We start from the raw sequence: 19,974 nt of genomic DNA, 5'->3' as shown, positions 1-19,974 counted from the left end.
CATGAAGTTTTTCATCGACACTGCAAACCTGGAGCAAATTAAAGAAGCACAGGAACTGGGCGTTTTAGACGGGGTTACTACTAACCCATCCCTTATGGCCAAGGAAGGTATCACTGGAGCAGAGAATATCACTGCTCACTACAAAGCAATTTGCGATATCGTAGATGGCGATGTTAGTGCCGAGGTAATTAGCACCGACTTCGAAGGTATGGTACGTGAAGGCGAAGCTTTGGCAGCCCTTCATCCACAAATCGTGGTGAAAATCCCTATGATTCGTGATGGCGTTAAAGCGCTTAAATACTTCTCTGATCAAGGAATTAAAACCAATTGCACTTTAGTATTCAGCGCTGGTCAAGCTTTATTAGCGGCCAAAGCAGGTGCTACTTATGTATCTCCATTTATCGGTCGTTTAGATGATATCTCTACCGATGGATTACAATTGATCGAAGAAATTCGCTTGATTTATGATAACTACGATTTCGAAACTGAAATCTTAGCCGCCTCTGTACGTCATACCATGCACGTATTAGAATGCGCGAAAATTGGCGCTGATGTGATCACCGGACCATTGTCTAGCATCACTGGATTATTAAATCACCCTTTAACCGATATTGGCTTAGAGAAATTCTTAGCTGATTACCGTAAAGGAAACGGATAAGAAAAATGGCTGAGATCGTTCGGATCTATCCAGAAAACCCTAACCCCCGCGAAATAGCCCGTGTAGTCGAGGTATTAGATCGCGGGGGTGTTATTGTTTATCCTACCGATACTGTTTACTCTTTCGGTTGCGATATCAGTAAGCCGAAGGCCATAGAAAGGGTAGCGCGTTTAAAAGGCTTAAAGCCTGAAAAAGCAGAGTTCGCCCTGGTTTTCCCCGATCTCAGCATTTTAAGTTCCTATACCAAATCGGTAGACACTCCTACCTATAAAATCCTTAATCGCTGCTTGCCCGGCCCCTATACCTTTATTCTTAAGGCCGGAAGTTCCATCCCGAAGATTTTCCAAAAGAAAAAGAAAACGGTAGGAATTCGGATTCCTGATAATAGCATTCCCAGGGAAATAGTAAAGGAATTAGGTCGCCCGATTATCGCGTCTTCCGTTCACGATGAAGATGAAATAATCGACTATACTACTGATCCTGAATTAATCGCGGAGAAATTCGATAAGCAGGTAGATTTGGTGGTAGATGGCGGCATGGGCGATCTCTTCGCCTCTACTGTAGTTGACCTCACAGAAGGATATCCGGAAATAATTCGCGAAGGCAAAGGTTCCCTCGACTTGCTGTAAATGCCCAAAATATATTATTGGATACACGGCCTCATCTTTGGAATATTAGCCATTCTGGCTATCCAGAGTCCGGCGGTTGGTGGTGAGGGCGATACCCTTATGCATTTCTTTTGGGCGCAGCATGTGTGGACAGATCCCGCTGCCTTATTTAACTCTTGGGCCAAACCTTTTTTCACCCTATTCGCTAGCCCCTTCTCCTATTTTGGCTTTACCGGCATAAAAATCTTTAATATACTCTGCGGGGTAGCCACCTCACTTTTCGCAAGTCTTTATGCCGCTCGCAAAGGCTGGCAGGCCTTATGGCTTATTCCCATCTTAGCTTTCTTAAGTCCGGCATTCAGCTCCTACCTCAATAGCGGCTTAACCGAACCCTTTGCCGCCTTGTGTCTCATACTCTGTCTCTATTTTTTGGAATTGGCTAAGACGAATAAGACGTACTTAATTGCTGCCTATAGCCTAGTTTCCTTTCTCCCTTTCTGCAGAGGCGAAGCACAGGTTCTGATTCCGGTCTTTTTAGTGTATGGCTTGCTTAATAAGCAGTATCGCTATCTGCCATTAATCTTAGTTGGATCCTTAATTTATGGTTTCTTAGGCTCCTTCTACCATCAAGGCGATTGGCTGTGGTTCTACCAAAAAGCCTATGTAGCCGGGGCCAGTGTGTATGGCAAAGGCGATTGGACGCATTATTTTGAACGCATGGGAATAATGATGGGCGCCCTCTATTTCCTGCTTATACTAGCCGGTTCCATCATCAGCATTTACTGGCTTTTTAAAAAGAAAGACTGGTGGCGCCAAGACTTTCTCTTGCTTTTTGGCAGTGCTTGGGGATTCTTTGCCGCGCACACCATGGTTTGGGCCTTAGGTTTATATGCTTCCGCCGGTTTAGAGCGAGTACTTATCATGGTCTTCCCTCTCTTTTGGTTAATGGCCCTTCTACCCTTCCAACTATTTTGGTCTAAAATAAAAGCAAGGCAAGGCTATGCTATTTTAGGACTCATTGCGATCCTTGGTGTCCTTACTATGGTCACAGATAGTCGGGCCAAGCCTTATCGTAAGACTGCCTGGGATTTAGGGCCCTATCAAACCTATATTCTTAATGAAGTATATCCATTTTTAAAGGAGCGCTATCCCGATTTAGAATCACGCCATTTGGTAAATGATTTGCCTTACCTAGCCATGCTGAGCGGCCATAATCCTCTTAATATTAAGGAACAGTCGAATTGGCAAAGAGTACAAAAGGAAATTTGGCAGCAGATGCATCGTTCCAGTCTTTTTATTTGGGATAGTCACAATGTGCCTTTCTACACCGGACTCAATGAAGAGAAAATCGGAGAGATAGAATGGTTAAGCAAAATTCAATCTTGGGAAATGGGCGGTCGAAAGTATATCCTGCTAGAGGCCAATGAGCGCTACCCTTTTCCGGATGCCCCTAAAAACTAGCGTAAGCCTTTCCTATTTGTTTTAAGATATCTGAGCTCAGTACCGCATGAGCTGAGCCCAATTCCCTTTCGGCTAATTGCGCTGCTCTGCCTTGCAAGGCCAGGCCTAAACTTACTGAGTCTTTGATAGTATAGCCCTGTGCCAATAAGCCGCAAATCAGGCCGGCCAATAGATCTCCGCTTCCTCCTTTAGCTAAAGCTGATGTGCCAAAATCATAAAATGTACAATGACCATCAGATTCTATAAAAACCGAGATACTTCCCTTTAATAGCAGATTAAGTTGATGTTTGCGACAGTATTCAATCCCTAGATCCAATTGATCTGGACCAAGCTGATTCAAGCCTAATAAGCGTTTAAACTCGCCAGGATGCGGTGTCAGAATCCAATTTTCATTAGCCCATTCCAAATAGGATGGATTTTTAGCAATCAGGTTTAAGGCATCCGCATCCAAAACCATGGGGCCCTGCCAGTTTTGCAAAAGTTCAGCCAAGAGGCTATTCACCCCTTCATCCTGACCTAAACCTGGGCCGCAAAGAATGGCTTTGTAGGCCTCTAAATTTGGAGCGTGAGAACTACGTTCTTGAAGCATCAATTCCGGCAAACGGCTGTTGCAAGCCCTAAAAGTTTCTTTGGCGGTATTTAAACTTAATAAGCCTGCCCCGCTGCGCGCGCAAGCTTCCGCCGCAATTAAAGCAGCGCCCATTGTATTGGGACTACCCGCCAATAAATAGGCATGACCGTAATCGCCTTTATACGAATGCTTTTTTCGGGGCTTGATAATAGACTGAATATCAGCAAGGCTCATCCAGGAATAGGAACTTTCAGCGGATTGAAGGTAATCGGGATGCAAGCCGATATCCAAGACTTCGAGCTGTCCGGCCAAAGCCGCAGTATAGGGATGCACCAATGCCAATTTGGGATATTGGAAAGTAAGCGTGTAATCCGCCTTAAAAACCCGCAATAAATCTGTTTGGGCAATCGCATCCCCCATTAAGCCACTGGGCAAGTCGATAGACACTTTAGTGCCACTACGTTCATTTATTTGGTAGATCCACTCGGCATAGCGACCTTCTAAAACTCGACTAAGTCCGGATCCAAAAAGAGCATCTACCCAAACAATATCGGCTGGGAAATGCTCTTGTTTTAATTGATCTTGGAGTAGCTCTTGAAGTATATCCTTTCCCAGTCGATCTAAATTCGCCTCAAAATCAGGGGAACCCTTATGATCTACTAGAAATACCCTTAGATCCCAATAGCCATTGGCCCTTAATAAACGGGCCAGCGCCAATCCATCACCGCCATTATTTCCTTTACCGCAAAGCAAAACAATGGGTCGTGCTGGATCTATATTTTGGAGAAACCAGACTAGCAAGGCCTGCGCGGCTCTTTCCATTAAATCCAGGGAAGCGATAGGCTCATGCTCAATCGTATAGCGATCAGCGGCCTGTGTTTGCGATATGGATAAGATCTTCATGAATTTGCAAAACTTGAGGAATCAACATTTCCTGATGATCATTATGAATAATATAGTCGGCCAAGGCTTCTTTCTTCTCCTGCGGCCATTGCTTAGCCATGCGTGCCTTTACTTGCTCTGGGCTTTCGCCTGATCGTTTAATCACCCTTTGCAAGCGCAATTCCTCCGGAGCAGAAACTACAATGATCTTCGCGCAATCTTTATGGGTACCACTCTCAAACAAAATAGCTGCCTCGCGAATAATATAGGGCGCCTCTTGCTTTTGATACCAAGTTTGAAAAGCTCTGCCAACCGCCGGATGAATAAGGGCATTTACCTTCTTTAATAAATCTTCATCCTTAAAGATACGCGATGCCATATAAGCACGATCTACCCTTCCCTCCTTAATAAGTTCGGGCCCCAGCCATTCTACTAATTGTGCTTGTAAGTCTGCATCGGTATCCAGGAGCCTTTTCGATTCTTCATCCGCCACAAATACCGGCACTTTCAATTGCTGGAAAATCTGGGCCACCGTAGTTTTCCCACTACCAATACCACCGGTCAGACCAACAATCATGGCTTGCTAATTAAGTATTCTACGCGCTTAGGCTGCAATTGTAGGGCTCGGATTTGAGAGGGAGGATTCTCCGTGCTCAAGGATAAAAATCGGGTTTCGGGATTTCGTACTATTTCCTCAAAATCTGCATAGACTTCAAATTCCTCTGGTCTTATGTCTTTATAGTCCCTCAAAGCGCAGCGAAAGGTTAGCTCTACCTGCGAAGGGAACAGCTCCATTTGCACGGTATCCGGCAAATGAATAGCCGTAATAGGAATTTGCACCTTACCTTCCGTTAAAGCGGAGAAATACAATTGCAGCTCTACCGACTCTTGATTTAAATGCAGATGGGGATAATTTGGCGCTATTAATTTCAATTCAAAATCAAGACTGTCCTGAGCTTCAGCAATACTCACTTGCTCCGTTTCGATATATTCCAATTGATTTAAAACATTGGCCGGTGCTTCCACCCAAACGGAATCCTGCGCTAATCTAGGTGCGCCATACAAGACATAAGCATTGGTATCAAAGAGGGCCTTATAACGCACCTTAATGGGTACCGCCTTTGTTAGTAATTGACTGATTTTGAAAAAGACCGTATCGGGATGAATCTCCAGAATACGAGTAGTTTCATCACTCAATTGAGCTTCCAGATAATTACGTGAAGAGCCACTGGTCCAATAGTTTTGACCTTTGCGATTGCTCTCCAAATTCTGCAAATCCACATCTAAATCCCGATAATTAAACCAGGCGTACTTAATCAGATTATAACCACTACCCTGTACTTTGATTTTCAGAGATTTTGGTGGTTTTTCAGTAAAGACCATTCCCTTGGGTAAGTCACTGTAATCGATGGCAAAATCGATGGTGCTTACATAGCCGGTTTTCGAAAGCTTAATCAAAAACCAGAGGATTAGAGAGAGGCCGATGAAAAGCAAACGTATCCTGGTATTCCCATCTAAGAGCCAGGGTGGAATGCGCAGCTTAAAGCCTTTGTTTTCGCTTTGTTGTTTCACTGGGTTGAAGATACAATATTGCATAAAAAAGCCCCGGCAATGCCGAGGCCTTTATAAGCTTGAGACGTTTTATTTTTCGTCTTCTTTTTCTTCTTTCTTGGCTTTCTTATCCTTCTTTTCATCAGGTAAATAAGAAGCACTTTGCTCTTTACTTACAGCAGCACGATCAATCTTCAAACGGCTGTTTTCACTCTCAATGATCAGGATATTATCCTGAACCTCAAGAATTTTACCATGAATGCCGGAAGTTGTTACTACGCGCATTCCCTTCTGAAGGCCTTCTTGCTGAAATTTACGCTCCTCTTTCTGACGTTTCATCTGAGGACGGAAAAAGAAAACGTACATCACCAGAATCACCAGAGCGAACATAATCAACTGATTGTTCATCATTCCGGGAGCTGCTTCTTGTAAAAAAATATAATTCATCATTTTATCCTTGTTGCTCTTCCGCTTGCTTAGGCTTAGGATTTACCATAGCATTGATGCGAAGAATCTTTTTGTTAGGAACGGTGTTCGCGTTAAGCGTAACGGTTTTAGCCTGGTTTCCAGGACGACCGTTAGAATTGAATTCAACGTGAATAATTCCGGTTTCACCTGGAGCGATTGGCTCACGAGGCCATTGTGGAACGGTACATCCGCAGCTTCCACTGGCATTTGAGATAATTAAAGGAGCCTCACCGGTATTGGTAAATTCGAAATCGTATTTCGCCAAAGTACCTTCTTCGATAGTTCCGAAGTCGTGGTTCTCCTTTTCAAATTTGAATTCAGGAAGCTTAGCATTGGGATCAACATTAACGCTGATTTCCTGATTAGAGTTCTGATTTGCGGCATTTACAGAATTGCTGCTATTGGCAGGGCTACTTGCACTGTCGTCAGCACCATTGCGAATCTTGCTGGCGGCATTATCACAAGAGCTGCTAATCATAGCTAATCCGATCATACCGGAAAATAGGAGTCTTCTGGTCATTTTGTTGTTTTTACTGTTAGCAATATTAAAGATTCATCAAGAACTATGCTACAAGAGACCTCTGCCAATTTTGCGAATTTCTCCTGCATCTGTCATTTCCTGTTGAAGCTTATCTAAAATTCCATTGACGAATTGACCGCTTCTGCGAGTGCTATATTGCTTAGCCAATTCGATGTACTCATTCAGGGTTACCTTAACGGGAATCTGATTGAAGGTTACCAATTCAGCTAAAGCCATTTTCATGAGAACCTGATCAATAGCTGCAAGACGGTCTCCTTCCCAATGTTCGGCTTTGGCTAAAATCTTGGATTCGAATTTATCCCCTTCATTCACGCTAATGCGGAAAAGCTTAAGGGCAAAGTCTAAATCCTCTTGATTCTTTATCAAAGGAATCAAAGCTGATTCTTGTTCGCGTTTAGAGTCGAAGCTGGTAATGGTTTTCACCACCATGGCTTGGGCTGCATCTAAATCATCAGACCAAAACATATTGCGCTCCTCATACACTTCATGCAAATCTTCATTCTCTGCCAGGTAAGTGCCGTAGAGGTATTTCACCAATTTACGGTCTTCCTTTAGATCATTGTGATCTGCCTCCATATAGAGCTGGTAGCGCTCATCTTCCAGAAATTCGCGGAAAATCTTACGAATCAATTCCTTTTCGTCGCCGAACTTAATATGCAGATCTTCTACCTCCTGCTTAAAACGTGGATTGCGTTCTAACCAACTTAAAAAGCGGTTTTCAACAAAGCGCAAATTCGGATTGAGGTCTTCCTGACTGGGTAATCGTTTTTGACGATTAACCTCAATGCGCTCCTTGGCAAAGCGATGGATTAAAACCAAAGCAGCCAAATCATAGAGATACAATCGATAAATCTCGTCAATAGACTGACGCAATTGCTTTTCTGCTTTAATCAATCCCCTTTGAGGATCGTAAGCATAGGCATATAGCGCCTGGAAAACCTTAATTCGCAGGTGGCGTCGTGTGAGCATATTTTAATTTCGCTGGGCTTTCGCTTGTTCAATTCGTTCCTGAGCAATCTTCAATGCAGCCTGGTGAGGAGTAATGTTCTCCAATTCGGCAGTACGGAAGATTTGCAAAGTAGTATGGTAAATGTTTTCGGTACGACGTAAGGCCTCTGCGCGATCGTATTTTACGATTTCAGAGTATACATTAATCAATCCACCGGCATTAATCAAGAAGTCAGGAGCGTAAAGAATACCCTTTTGCTTCAAGGTTTCGCCATCGCGCCATTCGTCAGCCAACTGGTTGTTAGCAGCACCGGCAATTACCTGAGCACTTAATTTTTGAATACTTTCTGGATTTAGAGTTGCACCTAAAGCACAAGGAGCATAGATATCGTATTCAGCTGCGAACACATCTCCTTCATGGATTTGTGCGCCGTATTGATTGGCAACTTCTTCCATGCGATCGCGATGAATATCGTTAATCAATACTGTGGCACCCGCTTCAGTTAAGTGTTTTACCAAAGTTTCGCCTACATGGCCAATACCTTGCACCATCACGCGCTTACCACCTAAATCGCTGGAACCGAATTTATATTCAGCGGCAGCTTTCATGCCCATAAACACACCGTAAGCCGTAACTGGAGAAGGATCACCAGAACCACCCATTTCTACTGGAATACCAGTTACATGGTCGGTTTTGCTCTTAACCATTTCCATATCGTGCGTATTAATACCCACATCTTCGGCGGTGATATAGCGACCGGAAAGTGAATTTACATATTCACCAAACTTCTGCATAAGAGCATCGGTCTTATCTTTTCGGCTGTCGCCGATAATTACTGCTTTACCTCCTCCCAGGTTCAATCCACTGATGGAAGCCTTAAAGGTCATACCACGGGAAAGACGTAAAACATCGCGGATGGCTTCCGACTCGTGATTGTAATTCCACATACGAGTACCGCCTAATGCCGGTCCCAGAGTGGTGTCGTGAATACCAATAATGGCCTTTAAGCCAGTCTCACGGTCATTACAAAAAACCACCTGTTCGTGGTCCTTGAAGGCGCTTGCAGAGAAAACTGCGCCGTCTACCGTGGATGAGTCAGTAAGTTTAAGATCGTTCATTTTTAAATGCTATGAGAGATAGAGTAAGACAAGCCACCTAATTTTTACCTTTGCCGACCTGTCTATTTCGGTCGCGAAATTAGGCTAATTTTTTGAGTCAACAATTGATGAAGTCCCTCCTCAGTCTTAACAAATACTTTTACAAATACCGCTGGAAGCTTCTGGCTGGTTTACTGTTCGTTGCCATCTCAGTGATCTTCGGCATCTTGCCCGCAGAGCTGGTTCGCGAGAGTTTTAATATTGTAGAAGACGCCATTGCCGCTTACCGCGAAAATCCTGATTTCGATTACAGTGATCTGCGAAATCAACTGATTCTCTACGGTGTAATTATCATCGGCTCCAGCCTACTCAAAGGCCTCTTTATGTTCTTCATGCGCCAAACCATTATAGTGGTAAGTCGGCATATTGAATACGACATGAAGAATGAAATTTACGATCAATACCAAAAGCTTTCACTGGCTTTTTACAAACGTAATCGTACCGGTGACCTGATGAACCGCATCAGTGAAGATGTGAGTCGGGTAAGAATGTATGTGGGTCCCGCCATTATGTATACCATGAACGTGGGCATGACCTTATTGCTGATTATCCCTATTATGATCTATTGGAGTCCCCGACTCTCTTTATATGTACTCGCTCCCCTGCCTTTACTTGCTACTTCCATTTATTATGTAAGTCGCAAGATTAATGTGAAGAGCGAGCAGGTGCAGCGTCAGCTTAGTGCCATTAGCTCCTTTGTTCAGGAAACTTTTTCGGGCATCCGCGTTTTAAAGGCCTATGTTCGAGAAGAAAAATCCTTGCAAGAATTTAATGAAGAGGCCAATCACTATTTCGATCGCAACAAGGAATTATTCCGCATAAACGCGCTCTTCTTCCCTCTGATGATCCTTTTAATTGGATTGTCCACCATTTTAACGGTTTACATTGGCGGACAAGAAACCATTGCCGGGAAGATTGAAACCGGGGTGATTGCCCAGTTTATCATTTATGTGAATATGCTTACCTGGCCGGTAGCCTCCATTGGTTGGGTAACCTCTTTAGTGCAAAGAGCAGCGGCCAGTCAGGAGCGTATTAATGAGTTCCTAAGGGTAGAGCCTGAAATCAAAAATCCGAGTGAAGAAGAACTGGCCTTTAAAGGCGGAATCCACTTTAAGGAGGTGAGCTTCACCTATCCCGATACGGGTATTAAAGCAATCGATAAACTGAGCTTTAAGCTGGAACCCGGAAAATCATTGGCCATTGTAGGCCGAACCGGGAGCGGAAAAAGTACCGTGGCCAATTTAATTGGTCGACTATACGATGTAGATGAGGGAGAACTACTCATCGACGGGCAGGATATCCGTAAGGTGAATCTGGATGTATTGCGCCAAAATATTGGTTATGTACCGCAAGAAGCCTTCTTATTCTCCAATAGTATTGGTGCGAATATCGCCTTTGGGCGTGATGGGGCCTCGGAAGAAGAGATTATTGCAGCCGCCAAAAATGCTCATGTTCACGATAATATAATGGACTTCCCCGATGGCTACCAAACCAAAGTTGGTGAGCGTGGAGTTACGCTTAGCGGAGGCCAAAAACAAAGGGTGAGCATTGCCCGAGCCATTATTAAAGCTCCACCCCTGCTTATTTTCGATGATTGTCTTTCGGCTGTAGATACCGAAACAGAAGAAGCCATTCTTAGCAATCTCAAGAAACTAATCGATCAAAGCACCAGCTTGATTATCAGTCATCGCGTAAGCTCCGTTAAAAATGCGGATCATATTCTGGTTCTGGAAAACGGCCGCGTAATCGAAGAAGGAAACCACGATACCTTAATGCAAGAAGGTGGCTACTATCAAGAGATGTACGAGCAGCAGTTGCTGGAGTTGGAAAAAGGTAGTTAGTAGCTGGGTTTTGGAGTCTGGTTTGTTGATTAGGTTGCTAAGAGACGATAGATATTAGACGGTAGACAATAGACTTAACTGGATCCAATTTGCAATTCGATCCATGGACGAATCCATATTTTTTTAGCTTTGCCCGTATAAACCCAATTGCGATGAGTGATCAAGGACAAAACGTGCAGGAGGAAATCCATTCCAAGGTTTTAAGAGCAGGGCGAAGAACTTATTTCTTCGATGTACGGGCGACTAAAGCTGACGATTACTACTTAACCATCACGGAGAGCAAGAAACACACCGCCGAGAATGGCAATGTGTACTACAAGAAGCACAAGATTTACCTGTACAAAGAAGACTTTGAGCAATTCAGTGAAATGTTGAATGCCGCTACCGATTACATCATCGATAAAAGAGGTGAAGAGGTAATTTCCGATCGACATGAGCCCGACTTCCACAGCAGAGCTGAGGACTACAATCACGAAGAAGGCGCATTGGAAACGACTCTAGAAAATAATACTGCAGGCTATACCGATGTTTCTTTCGAAGACATCTAAAAGCTTAAGATATTCCACAAAAAAGCTCCTCATAAGGGAGCTTTTTTCATTTAGTATTCTAAGAATTCATCTACCTGCCTTTGCAATACGCGCAGGGTTTCTTCATCTTCCAATTCACCTTGATCATTTAAAAGACCATTAACCTTGGAGATAGGCACTTTATTAGAGAAAACCTCCATCCGCAGATAATGCAAAACATGGGTCAAATGATCCATCCCCCTGATGTTTCCAGCTCGGCCAGAAGCCACTCCTACTAGAGCAACCTTTTTCCCTTTCCACAATCGTGGATCCATGCCATCCATAAAGGCTTTTAAAACGCCAGGGTAACTGCCATTGTACTCCGGGCTAATGATAACCAGTTTATCGGCAGGGATGATTTTAGTTTTGATAATCTCCTCAGTAACAGGACTTCTATTACCGAAGCTATCGCCAAAAACGAAATCACGTGGCAATTCTTCTAGTTCAAATAAGTTAATCTCCTGCCCGGCGGCGCGGAGCATTTGACAATACTTATCTACAATTTTTCGAGTTATATTCTTGGGTCTGTGGGTTCCACAAATTACGGTTATCATCTTGTTCAATAATCTTTGTAAATCCGATCGAAATCGAAAGGTTAAGCAATTAGATTTGTATTTTAGGCATCCGAAAAAAATCGGGCGCGATACGGCGGTTCCGTCGTGCAAAATTAGGAACAAGCGAAGCTCTAAAAAGATCAAAATATTCTATCAATGGGTAAAATTGTTGCCATTGCCAACCAAAAAGGCGGCGTAGGTAAGACTACCACTTCTGTAAATATGTCGGCCAGCCTCGGCGTGCTGGAGAAGAAAGTTTTAGTAATCGATGCGGACCCTCAGGCCAATACCACTTCGGCTTTAGGCTTTAATCCCGACGAGGTTAAAGTAGGTACCTATCAGGTGCTGGAGCATGAGATTGATGCCGCTGAGGCCATTGTAAGTACCAAGAATCCGAATCTCGATTTAATTCCTGCTCAAATTGATTTGGTGGCGGTAGAAATCGAATTGGTCGACAAAGATCAGCGGGAGCAAATGCTGCGTCGTTCTCTGGAATCAGTAAAAGACAAATACGACTATATCTTTATTGATTGCGCTCCTTCTTTAGGATTGATCACCTTGAATGCCCTTACGGCTGCGGATAGCGTGATTATCCCTATCCAATGTGAGTACTTCGCATTGGAAGGTTTGGGTAAATTATTGAATACGATTAAAAGTGTACAAAACCTGCACAATCCTGATCTGGATATTGAAGGATTACTGCTAACCATGTACGATTCGCGCTTACGATTGAGCAATCAGGTAGTTGAAGAAGTGAAAACCCATTTCAGTAAAATGGTTTTCAATACCATAATTCAACGTAATGTGCGTTTAAGTGAGGCGCCAAGTTATGGAGAAACCATCATCATGTATGATGCTTCCAGTAATGGCGCGGAGAATTACTTAAATTTGGCCCGCGAATTTTTAGAGAAAAACGAAGAGATCGAGGCAGAAGCCTAAGCATCCTTTTGAAAAAGTACTGAATGGCTACACCTAAACGTAAGGCTATGGGCAAGGGCCTCGCCGCCCTCTTAAATGACACCGGTAATGTTAGCACCGGTAAAGATCAAAATGCAGATAAAGTATTAGGCAGCATTGCCGAAATCCCATTGGAGCAGATCGTGGCCAATCCCGATCAGCCCCGTACCCTATTTGACCCTGAGGCGCTGGAAGAACTAGCCGTATCTATCAAGGAACTCGGCATCATTCAGCCCATAACTGTTCGCAAGGTTGAGGGGGATAATTTCCAAATTATCTCTGGTGAACGTCGTTACAGGGCCTCTAAAATCGCAGGTCTGGACAGTATTCCTGCCTATATCCGTTTGGCGGATGATCAGTCCACTTTGGAAATGGCACTGGTGGAGAACATTCAAAGGGAAGAACTCGATCCCATTGAGATTGCTTTGAGCTATCAGAGATTGATTGAGGAATGTGATCTTACTCAGGAAGCCATGAGCGAGCGCGTAGGTAAAAAGCGTTCGACCATTACCAACTATTTACGCCTCCTTAAATTACAGCCTTTGATTCAGGCGGGACTGCGCGACAAAATGATTAGCATGGGTCATGCCCGAGCCTTAATCAATGTAGAGCAGGAAGAGGAGCAAGTAGAGCTTTACCATGATGCCATCAAGAAAGATTTGAGTGTGCGTCAAATTGAGGAAGCCGTGCGCAAGCTGAAAACTTCCAAAACGGAAAGTACAAGCAAAGCCAGTACTAGCTCCAGCCCATTACCCGAAAACTATGCGCAAGCCCAGGAAAATCTCTCTGAAAAACTTCAGATGAAAGTGGACCTAAGCCGTAGCAAGCGTGGTCGTGGGAAAATCAGCATTAGCTTCCGCAATGATGCCGAATTGGATCGCATTCTGGAGCAACTCCAAAACTAAGGTCATTTCCAAGTACATCCTTCATATCATAATTTGTTTGGCAAGCTTTCAGCTTAGTGGCCAAAACAATGATAGTCTTAGCTATGAAGATAGCCGCAAGGAGCCTTTAGACAGCTCCCAGCTGCATTCAGTTAGCAGGGCAACCTGGCTTTCTACCCTATTACCCGGAGCCGGACAAGCCTATAATGGCAAGTATTGGAAAATGCCCATCATTTATGGTGGAATTGGCGCCTGTGCTTATTTCGCTATTGATAATCACCGTTTGTACCGCCAGTATCTGGATGCTTTTCTAATTCGGGCAGATAGTTCGGGTGTTGATCAATATCAAGGGATTTACTCGGATCGACAATTGGTAGAATTGCAAAATATTTACCGCGATTGGCGTGATCTATCCCTAATTATTGGCGCTGCTATTTGGGCCTTAAATGTGGTAGATGCCCATGTAGATGCCCACCTCTTTTATTACAATGTAAACGAAGACCTGAGCTTTAACCTCGAACCGCGAATTATCCCCATGGGCAATTTCTCGGCCGTAGGCATTGGTCTCAAAATAAATCTCGATCCATGAAAGTAGCCTTAGTAGGATACGGAAAGATGGGCAAAACCCTGGAAAAGATTTTAGTGGATCGCGGTCATGAAGTAGTGGCCCGTTTTGGTTCGGAAGGCACACAAGTTTCCGAATTGAAAAAGGCCGATGTGGCCATTGAGTTCTCCGTTCCGGAAGCAGCCTATGGCAACCTTAAAACTTGCTTGGAATCTGGAGTACCCATAGTAACCGGTACCACGGGCTGGCTCGATCGATATGATGAAATTGTATCCCTTTGCCAGGAGAAGAATGGTGGATTAATTTATGCCTCTAACTTTAGTTTAGGCGTGAATCTCTTTTTTGCGCTCAATCGTTATTTGGCCGATTTGATGGCTCCTTATTCCGATTACAATGCGGAGATGACCGAAATTCATCATATCCATAAATTGGATGCTCCCTCCGGAACCGCCATTAGTTTGGCTGAAGACTTAATTAAAGGTCTTCCTCAAAAAGATAAATGGGCTTTAAAAGAAAATGCTCAATCAGATTCTGATCTGAGTATCGAAGCCATCCGTGAAAACGAAGTACCTGGCACCCATAGCATTCGCTATAGCAGTGCCATCGACGATATTGAAATTACCCATACTGCGCATAACCGCCAAGGCTTTGCATTAGGTGCTGTAATTGCTGCTGAATACCTAAATGGCAAACAAGGCGTTTACAGCATGCGCGATGTATTAAATTTACCATCATGAGTATAGGCCTTACGCTGATTTTTCTTACCCTCCTGCAAGTATATTATGGAGTTTTAGCCCTTCGCTTTATCACCGGCGCCGGCTATAAAAGTTGGCAAGCCCTGCTGCCCTATTACAATATTTACATCATGACCAAGGTGATTCACCGTCCTTGGTGGTGGACCATCCTGGCCATTTTACCAGTTGTAGGTAATGTAATGATGGTGGTGATCTTCTTTGAGCTGATGCACATGTATCGCATCGCCAATATCATCAATACCGTATTGGGGGTTATTACCCTCGGTCTCTATTTCGGATATCTGGGTTATACCAGCAAATTGAAGTATCAGGATCGTGATATTCAAATCATCCGTAAATACATCAGTGAAGGCTTTGCATCCATCGTATTTGCTGTGGTGGCCGCTACTTTAATTCGCGCTTATACCTTCGAAGCCTTTACCATCCCTACTCCATCGATGGAGAAATCGCTGATGGTGGGTGACTTCCTCTTCGTGAGCAAATTGCAGTATGGCAGTCGTTTGCCCATGACTCCCTTCTCGCTTCCGCTGATGCACAATAAGATTCCTTTTACCGAAGTGAAATCCTTTAGTGATGCGGTGACTTTTCCTTATTTACGCTTACCCAAGATTAGCGATGTAAAGCGCAATGATCCGGTGGTATTCAATTATCCCATGGAAGACTATTATCCGGTTGATAAGCGCGAACATTATGTAAAGCGCTGCTTGGGTTTACCCGGGGATCAGTTGAATATTAAAGACGGTGAGGTTTACATTAATGGAGAAACCCAGGAAATGCCGGATCGCACCATTAAGCAGTTCCAGTACTTTGTGCGGACCCAGGGTTATTTAAATGAAAATAAGCTTAAGGAGGACTTCGACATCAATACCACTGGAGATGCTAACGATGTTATCGATTTACGTGAATTACACGCGAACATTGTGCGCAACTATGGAAATCGAGTTGGCCAGATTGAGATCCCTCAAGGCATGCAAGATTATGTAGTGACCATTAGTGATGCGGCTATTGAGACTTTTAAGCAGATTTCAAATATCGACACCCTCTTTGTACTTAATCACAAGTATTTAGATAAGTCCATTCCTTCCAGTTTGCAGTTTTATTATGCTGCTTATCACGACAATGGTTCTCAGATCTTCCCTCCCGGAAACCCTTACCATTGGACCCGCGATAATTTCGGCCCTATTCAAATTCCATCGGCCGGATCACAAGTGGAGCTCACCATCAATAATTACCATCTCTACAAGCGTATAATTGAGGTTTATGAGGGGCATGACTTTAAAGTAGTTTCGCCCAAACAAGGGATGAGTCATAAGTTTATTATTGACGGTGAAGAACAAACGCATTACACCTTTGCCCAGGACTACTACTGGATGATGGGTGATAACCGTCATAATTCGCTGGATAGTCGTTATTGGGGTTTTGTACCCGCCGACCATATCGTAGGAAAGCCGGTTTTCATTTGGATGAGCTACGACAAATACGCTAGTGGCATGGATAAGATTCGTACCGACCGTGTATTTACCACCGTTAGTGGCGAAGGCGAACGTCGCTCTTATTTCTGGTACTTTATTGGAGCAGTGGCGGCTTTCTATGGTTTCCGTTACTGGCGGAATAAGAAAAAGCAAGCCGCTTGATTCAAGGATTGTTCAGCTTAACTTACTGGGGGCCTGTCTCCTATTATGCGCAGCTCATCCGCTGTGATCAAGTTATTCTGGAACAATACGATCGCTTTCAAAAGCAGACCTATCGCAACCGTTGCTATATCGACGGACCTAATGGCGAGCTCATGCTCAATTTGGCCATCGATAAAAACAGTCGGGGCTTGATGCGAGATACCCAAATCAGTGAGCGCGATCACTGGCCACAGCAACATTGGCAAGCCTTAAACACCTCCTATGGGGGCAGTCCTTTCTTCGATGCTCTGGCACCTGAGATTGAAGCCCTCTTTGCCCAAGCGCCTCAAAATTTAGCGGAGCTTAATCTGGCTACAACTCAACTCATCTTAAAATGGTTGCGCTTTGATGGTATTGTACAGCTCAGTGAAAGTTGGTTGGAACCTAATCCTGTGGAAAACGACTTCCGCGAAAGCTTCTCCCCTAAACTGCGCTCGGAACAGCAAAATCCGGCATACCCGCAGGTATTTGATCATAAAACCGCTTTCAAATCGGAGCTCTCGGTTTTGGATTTAATCTTCAATGAAGGTCCGGCAGCTTACGACTATTTAAGGCAGCTATAATTTGTATTTTCGCGCATGCTCCAAAGGTTCCCCATCATTGCGGTGCTGCTCTGCTTCCTTATGGCGAGCCCCGCTCTTCTCGCACAAGAATGCCCAAAAACCTGGGCCAAGGTTACAGCCCCTAGTGGTTTAATTCTTCGTAAAGCGCCCGGTAAAGGATTTATCCGCACCATTCCGCAAAATGACACCGTACATTATTGTGCCGACAGCAGCTATGGCGAATTGCAATATGAAGGCATCAAAGGCTTTTGGCGCCAGGTAAATTATAAAGGTCAGCAGGGCTACTCCTTCGATGGATTTCTGGAAACCATTGATCTCAGCTTTGAAACTGACAGCCTTATTGAGGCTTCTAAAAAATTGCTAGCGGGTGATAGCTTGGGGGACACCATAATAGCAGCCCAAGAAGAAGTACTAAAAACCCCACATATTTATTTACCCAATCCTGAATTCCAATTCTTAACCGAGACCTATAATTACTGCGGTCCGGTGCAGGATATAAATTTAAAACTCTATTGGTATGGGGTTTTTCTGGATGATGAAATTAATCCCACTGGGACCATGGCCATTAAACCTTTAAACCTGAATGTGGTTTTAAGTAAGAATCAGAATAGCCAAACCATGGAATTTGATGTACTTACGGATCAGGATGAACGAAGCTTATTCCTTTTTGGCGTACCCGGCTCCTACCCTTATCAGGAAGTGCAATTAGCCGATGTTTTAAAAACGATTAGCATCCGCGGTAAGCGCTTATTCCCAGGGCAAGAATGGACTTTAGATCCCCAAAACGGATTGAAACTCAGTGCAACCGGTTCCATCACTAAAGCTGGACCTTGCCCCAAAGCCGAAAACTATAAGCTGGTAGCTAGTATGGGCTTTGGTGCCGAAACCAAAACACAAGACCTCAAAGAAGTGCTGGGCGACTATGGTAGCTGCAGCATCCCCGAATTATACTGGTATGGCGACCTTAGTGGTGATGGCCTACCCGAAATCATTTTTGTAAGTGTGCGTGAAGAGCAAAATGTCTTCAGCTTATTGCAAAGTGATGCTTTCTCACCTCAACTTTTCTCTCTCAAAGCGGTAATTACCGTTGAAAATTGCGCGAACTAATGAACTTGGAATTTAACAAGAACGAAGACCATCTGAAACTTCTGGTTTCGGAAGTAAAAACCAAACTCCATAAAATCCACAAAGGCGGCGGCGATAAAAAGATTGCCAAACAACATGAGCAAGGAAAACTTACAGCTCGGGAGCGTATTGCCTATTTATTAGATTCGAAGAAACCTCAAATTGAGATTGGTGCCTTTGCCGGTTACGATATGTATGCCGAGCATGGAGGCTGTCCTGGTGGCGGAGTTGTAGTTGTGTTGGGTTATATCAAGGGCCGCATGACCTTAGTAGTAGCCAATGATGCCACGGTTAAGGCTGGCGCCTGGTTCCCTATTACCGGCAAGAAAAACTTAAGGGCCCAGGAATTGGCCATGGAAAACCATATTCCTATCATTTATCTGGTAGACAGTGCGGGAGTATATCTGCCAATGCAGGATGAAATTTTTCCGGATAAAGAACACTTCGGACGCATCTTTAGAAATAATGCCATTCTATCCTCTAAAGGGATTAGTCAAATTGCCGCCATCATGGGTTCCTGCGTTGCCGGTGGTGCCTATTTGCCTATTATGAGCGATGAGGCTTTGATCGTGGATAAAACCGGATCTATATTTTTAGCAGGCTCCTATTTAGTGAAAGCAGCCATTGGTGAAGATATTGATAATGAAAGCCTGGGTGGAGCTACAACGCACAGCGAAATTTCAGGAGTTACTGATTATAAGGCTAAAGACGATAAGGATGCCTTAACTAGCATCCAGAATATTGTCGATAAAATGGGCGATACCAATAAAGCTGGTTTTAATCGCGCCAAAGCCCAAAAGCCGGCTAAGGATCCTAAAGAAATTTACGGCTTAATTCCACGGGATGGCAAGCCCTATAAGACTTTAGACATTATTGAGCGCCTGGTAGACAATTCAGAATTTGAAGAATATAAAGCGGGATACGGTCGTACAATCATTACCGGCTATGCCCGTATCGATGGCTGGGCGGTAGGTATAGTGGCGAACAACCGCGAATTACTGCGCGCCAAAAAGGGCGAGACTCAATTTGGAGGAGTAATTTATTCCGATTCAGCCGATAAGGCTTCTCGCTTTATTGCCAATTGCAATCAGAAGAAAATCCCATTGGTATTCTTGCAAGATGTTACCGGCTTTATGGTAGGATCGCGCAGTGAGCACGGCGGTATTATTAAAGATGGCGCCAAAATGGTGAACACCATGAGTAATTCGGTGGTACCCAAGTTTACGGTAATCATTGGCAATAGCTTTGGTGCCGGTAATTATGCCATGTGTGGTAAGGCATACGATCCCCGACTTATTGTAGCTTGGCCTAACAGTAAGCTGGCGGTAATGGGCGGAGCTCAAGCCGCGAAGGTGCTCTTGCAAATCGAAAAAGCCAGCTTAAAATCCAGAGGTGAGGAAATCAGTAAGGAGCAGGAAGAAGCGATGCTCAAGAAAATTCAGGATCGCTACGAAGAGCAAATGAAGCCGGAATATGCCGCTGCTCGTTTGTGGACCGATGCTATTATTGATCCCTTAGACACCCGTACTTGGATTAGCATGGGAATTGAAATGGCCAATCATGCTCCTATTGAAAGAGCTTACAACCCGGGCATAATTCAAGCTTAAAGCTGAAAGACAATAAATGGGGCTTTTCCCTGCGGCTT

Annotated in this window: 21 protein-coding genes; 13 read left to right on the top strand and 8 right to left on the bottom strand. The window is 44.1% G+C overall.

What is annotated here, in order from left to right:
* Position 1: 1 nt before the first annotated feature.
* From fsa to H4K34_RS16750, 3 genes are read left to right on the top strand one after another with little or no spacing between them, the layout of a single operon-like run.
* Positions 2–658 (top strand): fructose-6-phosphate aldolase, encoded by a 657-nt coding sequence (gene fsa / locus H4K34_RS16760; RefSeq protein WP_210758536.1) that lies wholly within the window; start codon positions 2–4, stop codon positions 656–658.
* A gap of 5 nt (positions 659–663) precedes the next feature.
* The gene (locus tag H4K34_RS16755) at positions 664–1,287 is read left to right on the top strand and encodes an L-threonylcarbamoyladenylate synthase (RefSeq protein ID WP_210758535.1); all 624 of its coding nucleotides are present in this window, start codon (positions 664–666) and stop codon (positions 1,285–1,287) included.
* Positions 1,288–2,727: a hypothetical protein gene (locus H4K34_RS16750; RefSeq protein ID WP_210758534.1), complete on the top strand. Its 1,440-nt coding sequence runs from the start codon at positions 1,288–1,290 to the stop codon at positions 2,725–2,727.
* Here H4K34_RS16750 and H4K34_RS16745 read toward each other — a convergent pair.
* From H4K34_RS16745 to H4K34_RS16715, 7 genes are all read right to left on the bottom strand, one after another.
* The gene (locus H4K34_RS16745) at positions 2,717–4,201 is read right to left on the bottom strand and encodes an NAD(P)H-hydrate dehydratase (RefSeq protein WP_210758533.1); all 1,485 of its coding nucleotides are present in this window, start codon (positions 4,199–4,201) and stop codon (positions 2,717–2,719) included. The two genes, H4K34_RS16750 and H4K34_RS16745, sit on opposite strands and share 11 nt — an antisense overlap.
* Complete coding sequence (coaE, locus tag H4K34_RS16740; protein WP_210758532.1) at positions 4,164–4,757, bottom strand: dephospho-CoA kinase; 594 nt, start codon at positions 4,755–4,757, stop codon at positions 4,164–4,166. Before coaE ends, H4K34_RS16745 begins: the two co-directional genes overlap by 38 nt.
* Complete coding sequence (locus H4K34_RS16735; protein WP_210758531.1) at positions 4,754–5,752, bottom strand: YbbR-like domain-containing protein; 999 nt, start codon at positions 5,750–5,752, stop codon at positions 4,754–4,756. Before H4K34_RS16735 ends, coaE begins: the two co-directional genes overlap by 4 nt.
* A 69-nt stretch (positions 5,753–5,821) precedes the next feature.
* On the bottom strand, positions 5,822–6,181 hold the full coding sequence (gene yajC, locus H4K34_RS16730; protein WP_246452146.1) for a preprotein translocase subunit YajC: 360 nt from the start codon (positions 6,179–6,181) through the stop codon (positions 5,822–5,824).
* A 1-nt stretch (position 6,182) separates the two neighbouring features.
* Positions 6,183–6,719: a DUF1573 domain-containing protein gene (locus tag H4K34_RS16725; RefSeq protein WP_210758530.1), complete on the bottom strand. Its 537-nt coding sequence runs from the start codon at positions 6,717–6,719 to the stop codon at positions 6,183–6,185.
* A 48-nt stretch (positions 6,720–6,767) separates the two neighbouring features.
* The gene (gene nusB / locus H4K34_RS16720; protein WP_210758529.1) at positions 6,768–7,709 is read right to left on the bottom strand and encodes a transcription antitermination factor NusB; all 942 of its coding nucleotides are present in this window, start codon (positions 7,707–7,709) and stop codon (positions 6,768–6,770) included.
* A 3-nt stretch (positions 7,710–7,712) separates the two neighbouring features.
* Complete coding sequence (locus H4K34_RS16715; protein WP_210758528.1) at positions 7,713–8,807, bottom strand: Glu/Leu/Phe/Val family dehydrogenase; 1,095 nt, start codon at positions 8,805–8,807, stop codon at positions 7,713–7,715.
* A 107-nt stretch (positions 8,808–8,914) separates the two neighbouring features.
* Here H4K34_RS16715 and H4K34_RS16710 point away from each other — a divergent pair, with 107 nt between their 5' ends.
* Together H4K34_RS16710 and H4K34_RS16705 are read left to right on the top strand one after the other, a co-directional pair.
* Positions 8,915–10,687, top strand: a complete 1,773-nt coding sequence (locus H4K34_RS16710) for an ABC transporter ATP-binding protein (protein ID WP_210758527.1) — start codon at positions 8,915–8,917, stop codon at positions 10,685–10,687.
* A gap of 152 nt (positions 10,688–10,839) precedes the next feature.
* Positions 10,840–11,235 (top strand): PUR family DNA/RNA-binding protein, encoded by a 396-nt coding sequence (locus H4K34_RS16705; RefSeq protein WP_210758526.1) that lies wholly within the window; start codon positions 10,840–10,842, stop codon positions 11,233–11,235.
* A gap of 50 nt (positions 11,236–11,285) precedes the next feature.
* Here the strand turns inward: H4K34_RS16705 and H4K34_RS16700 are convergent, their stop codons facing one another.
* A complete protein-coding gene (locus H4K34_RS16700) occupies positions 11,286–11,807 on the bottom strand; it encodes an NADPH-dependent FMN reductase (RefSeq protein ID WP_210758525.1) in 522 nt (173 codons plus the stop codon).
* A 156-nt stretch (positions 11,808–11,963) separates the two neighbouring features.
* Here H4K34_RS16700 and H4K34_RS16695 point away from each other — a divergent pair, with 156 nt between their 5' ends.
* Genes H4K34_RS16695 through H4K34_RS16660 form a run of 8 tightly spaced genes read left to right on the top strand, consistent with a single transcriptional unit; the run spans position 11,964 to position 19,936 of the window.
* Positions 11,964–12,746, top strand: a complete 783-nt coding sequence (locus H4K34_RS16695) for a ParA family protein (RefSeq protein WP_210758524.1) — start codon at positions 11,964–11,966, stop codon at positions 12,744–12,746.
* A gap of 23 nt (positions 12,747–12,769) precedes the next feature.
* Positions 12,770–13,669, top strand: a complete 900-nt coding sequence (locus H4K34_RS16690) for a ParB/RepB/Spo0J family partition protein (RefSeq protein ID WP_210758523.1) — start codon at positions 12,770–12,772, stop codon at positions 13,667–13,669.
* A gap of 37 nt (positions 13,670–13,706) precedes the next feature.
* Positions 13,707–14,237, top strand: coding sequence for a DUF5683 domain-containing protein (locus H4K34_RS16685; protein ID WP_210758522.1), 531 nt, complete (start codon positions 13,707–13,709; stop codon positions 14,235–14,237).
* Positions 14,234–14,950, top strand: coding sequence for a 4-hydroxy-tetrahydrodipicolinate reductase (gene dapB / locus H4K34_RS16680; RefSeq protein WP_210758521.1), 717 nt, complete (start codon positions 14,234–14,236; stop codon positions 14,948–14,950). The genes H4K34_RS16685 and dapB overlap by 4 nt, the downstream gene beginning before the upstream one ends.
* On the top strand, positions 14,947–16,602 hold the full coding sequence (gene lepB, locus H4K34_RS16675; protein WP_210758520.1) for a signal peptidase I: 1,656 nt from the start codon (positions 14,947–14,949) through the stop codon (positions 16,600–16,602). The genes dapB and lepB overlap by 4 nt, the downstream gene beginning before the upstream one ends.
* Positions 16,599–17,204 (top strand): WbqC family protein, encoded by a 606-nt coding sequence (locus H4K34_RS16670; RefSeq protein WP_210758519.1) that lies wholly within the window; start codon positions 16,599–16,601, stop codon positions 17,202–17,204. The genes lepB and H4K34_RS16670 overlap by 4 nt, the downstream gene beginning before the upstream one ends.
* Before the next feature lie 15 nt (positions 17,205–17,219).
* Complete coding sequence (locus H4K34_RS16665; protein ID WP_210758518.1) at positions 17,220–18,311, top strand: SH3 domain-containing protein; 1,092 nt, start codon at positions 17,220–17,222, stop codon at positions 18,309–18,311.
* On the top strand, positions 18,311–19,936 hold the full coding sequence (locus H4K34_RS16660; protein ID WP_210758517.1) for an acyl-CoA carboxylase subunit beta: 1,626 nt from the start codon (positions 18,311–18,313) through the stop codon (positions 19,934–19,936). Before H4K34_RS16665 ends, H4K34_RS16660 begins: the two co-directional genes overlap by 1 nt.
* Positions 19,937–19,974 lie beyond the last annotated feature (38 nt).

Source organism: Croceimicrobium hydrocarbonivorans (genome assembly GCF_014524565.1).
Classification (GTDB): Bacteria; Bacteroidota; Bacteroidia; order Flavobacteriales; family Schleiferiaceae; genus Croceimicrobium; species Croceimicrobium hydrocarbonivorans.
This window is presented reverse-complemented; position numbering and strand designations above follow the sequence as displayed.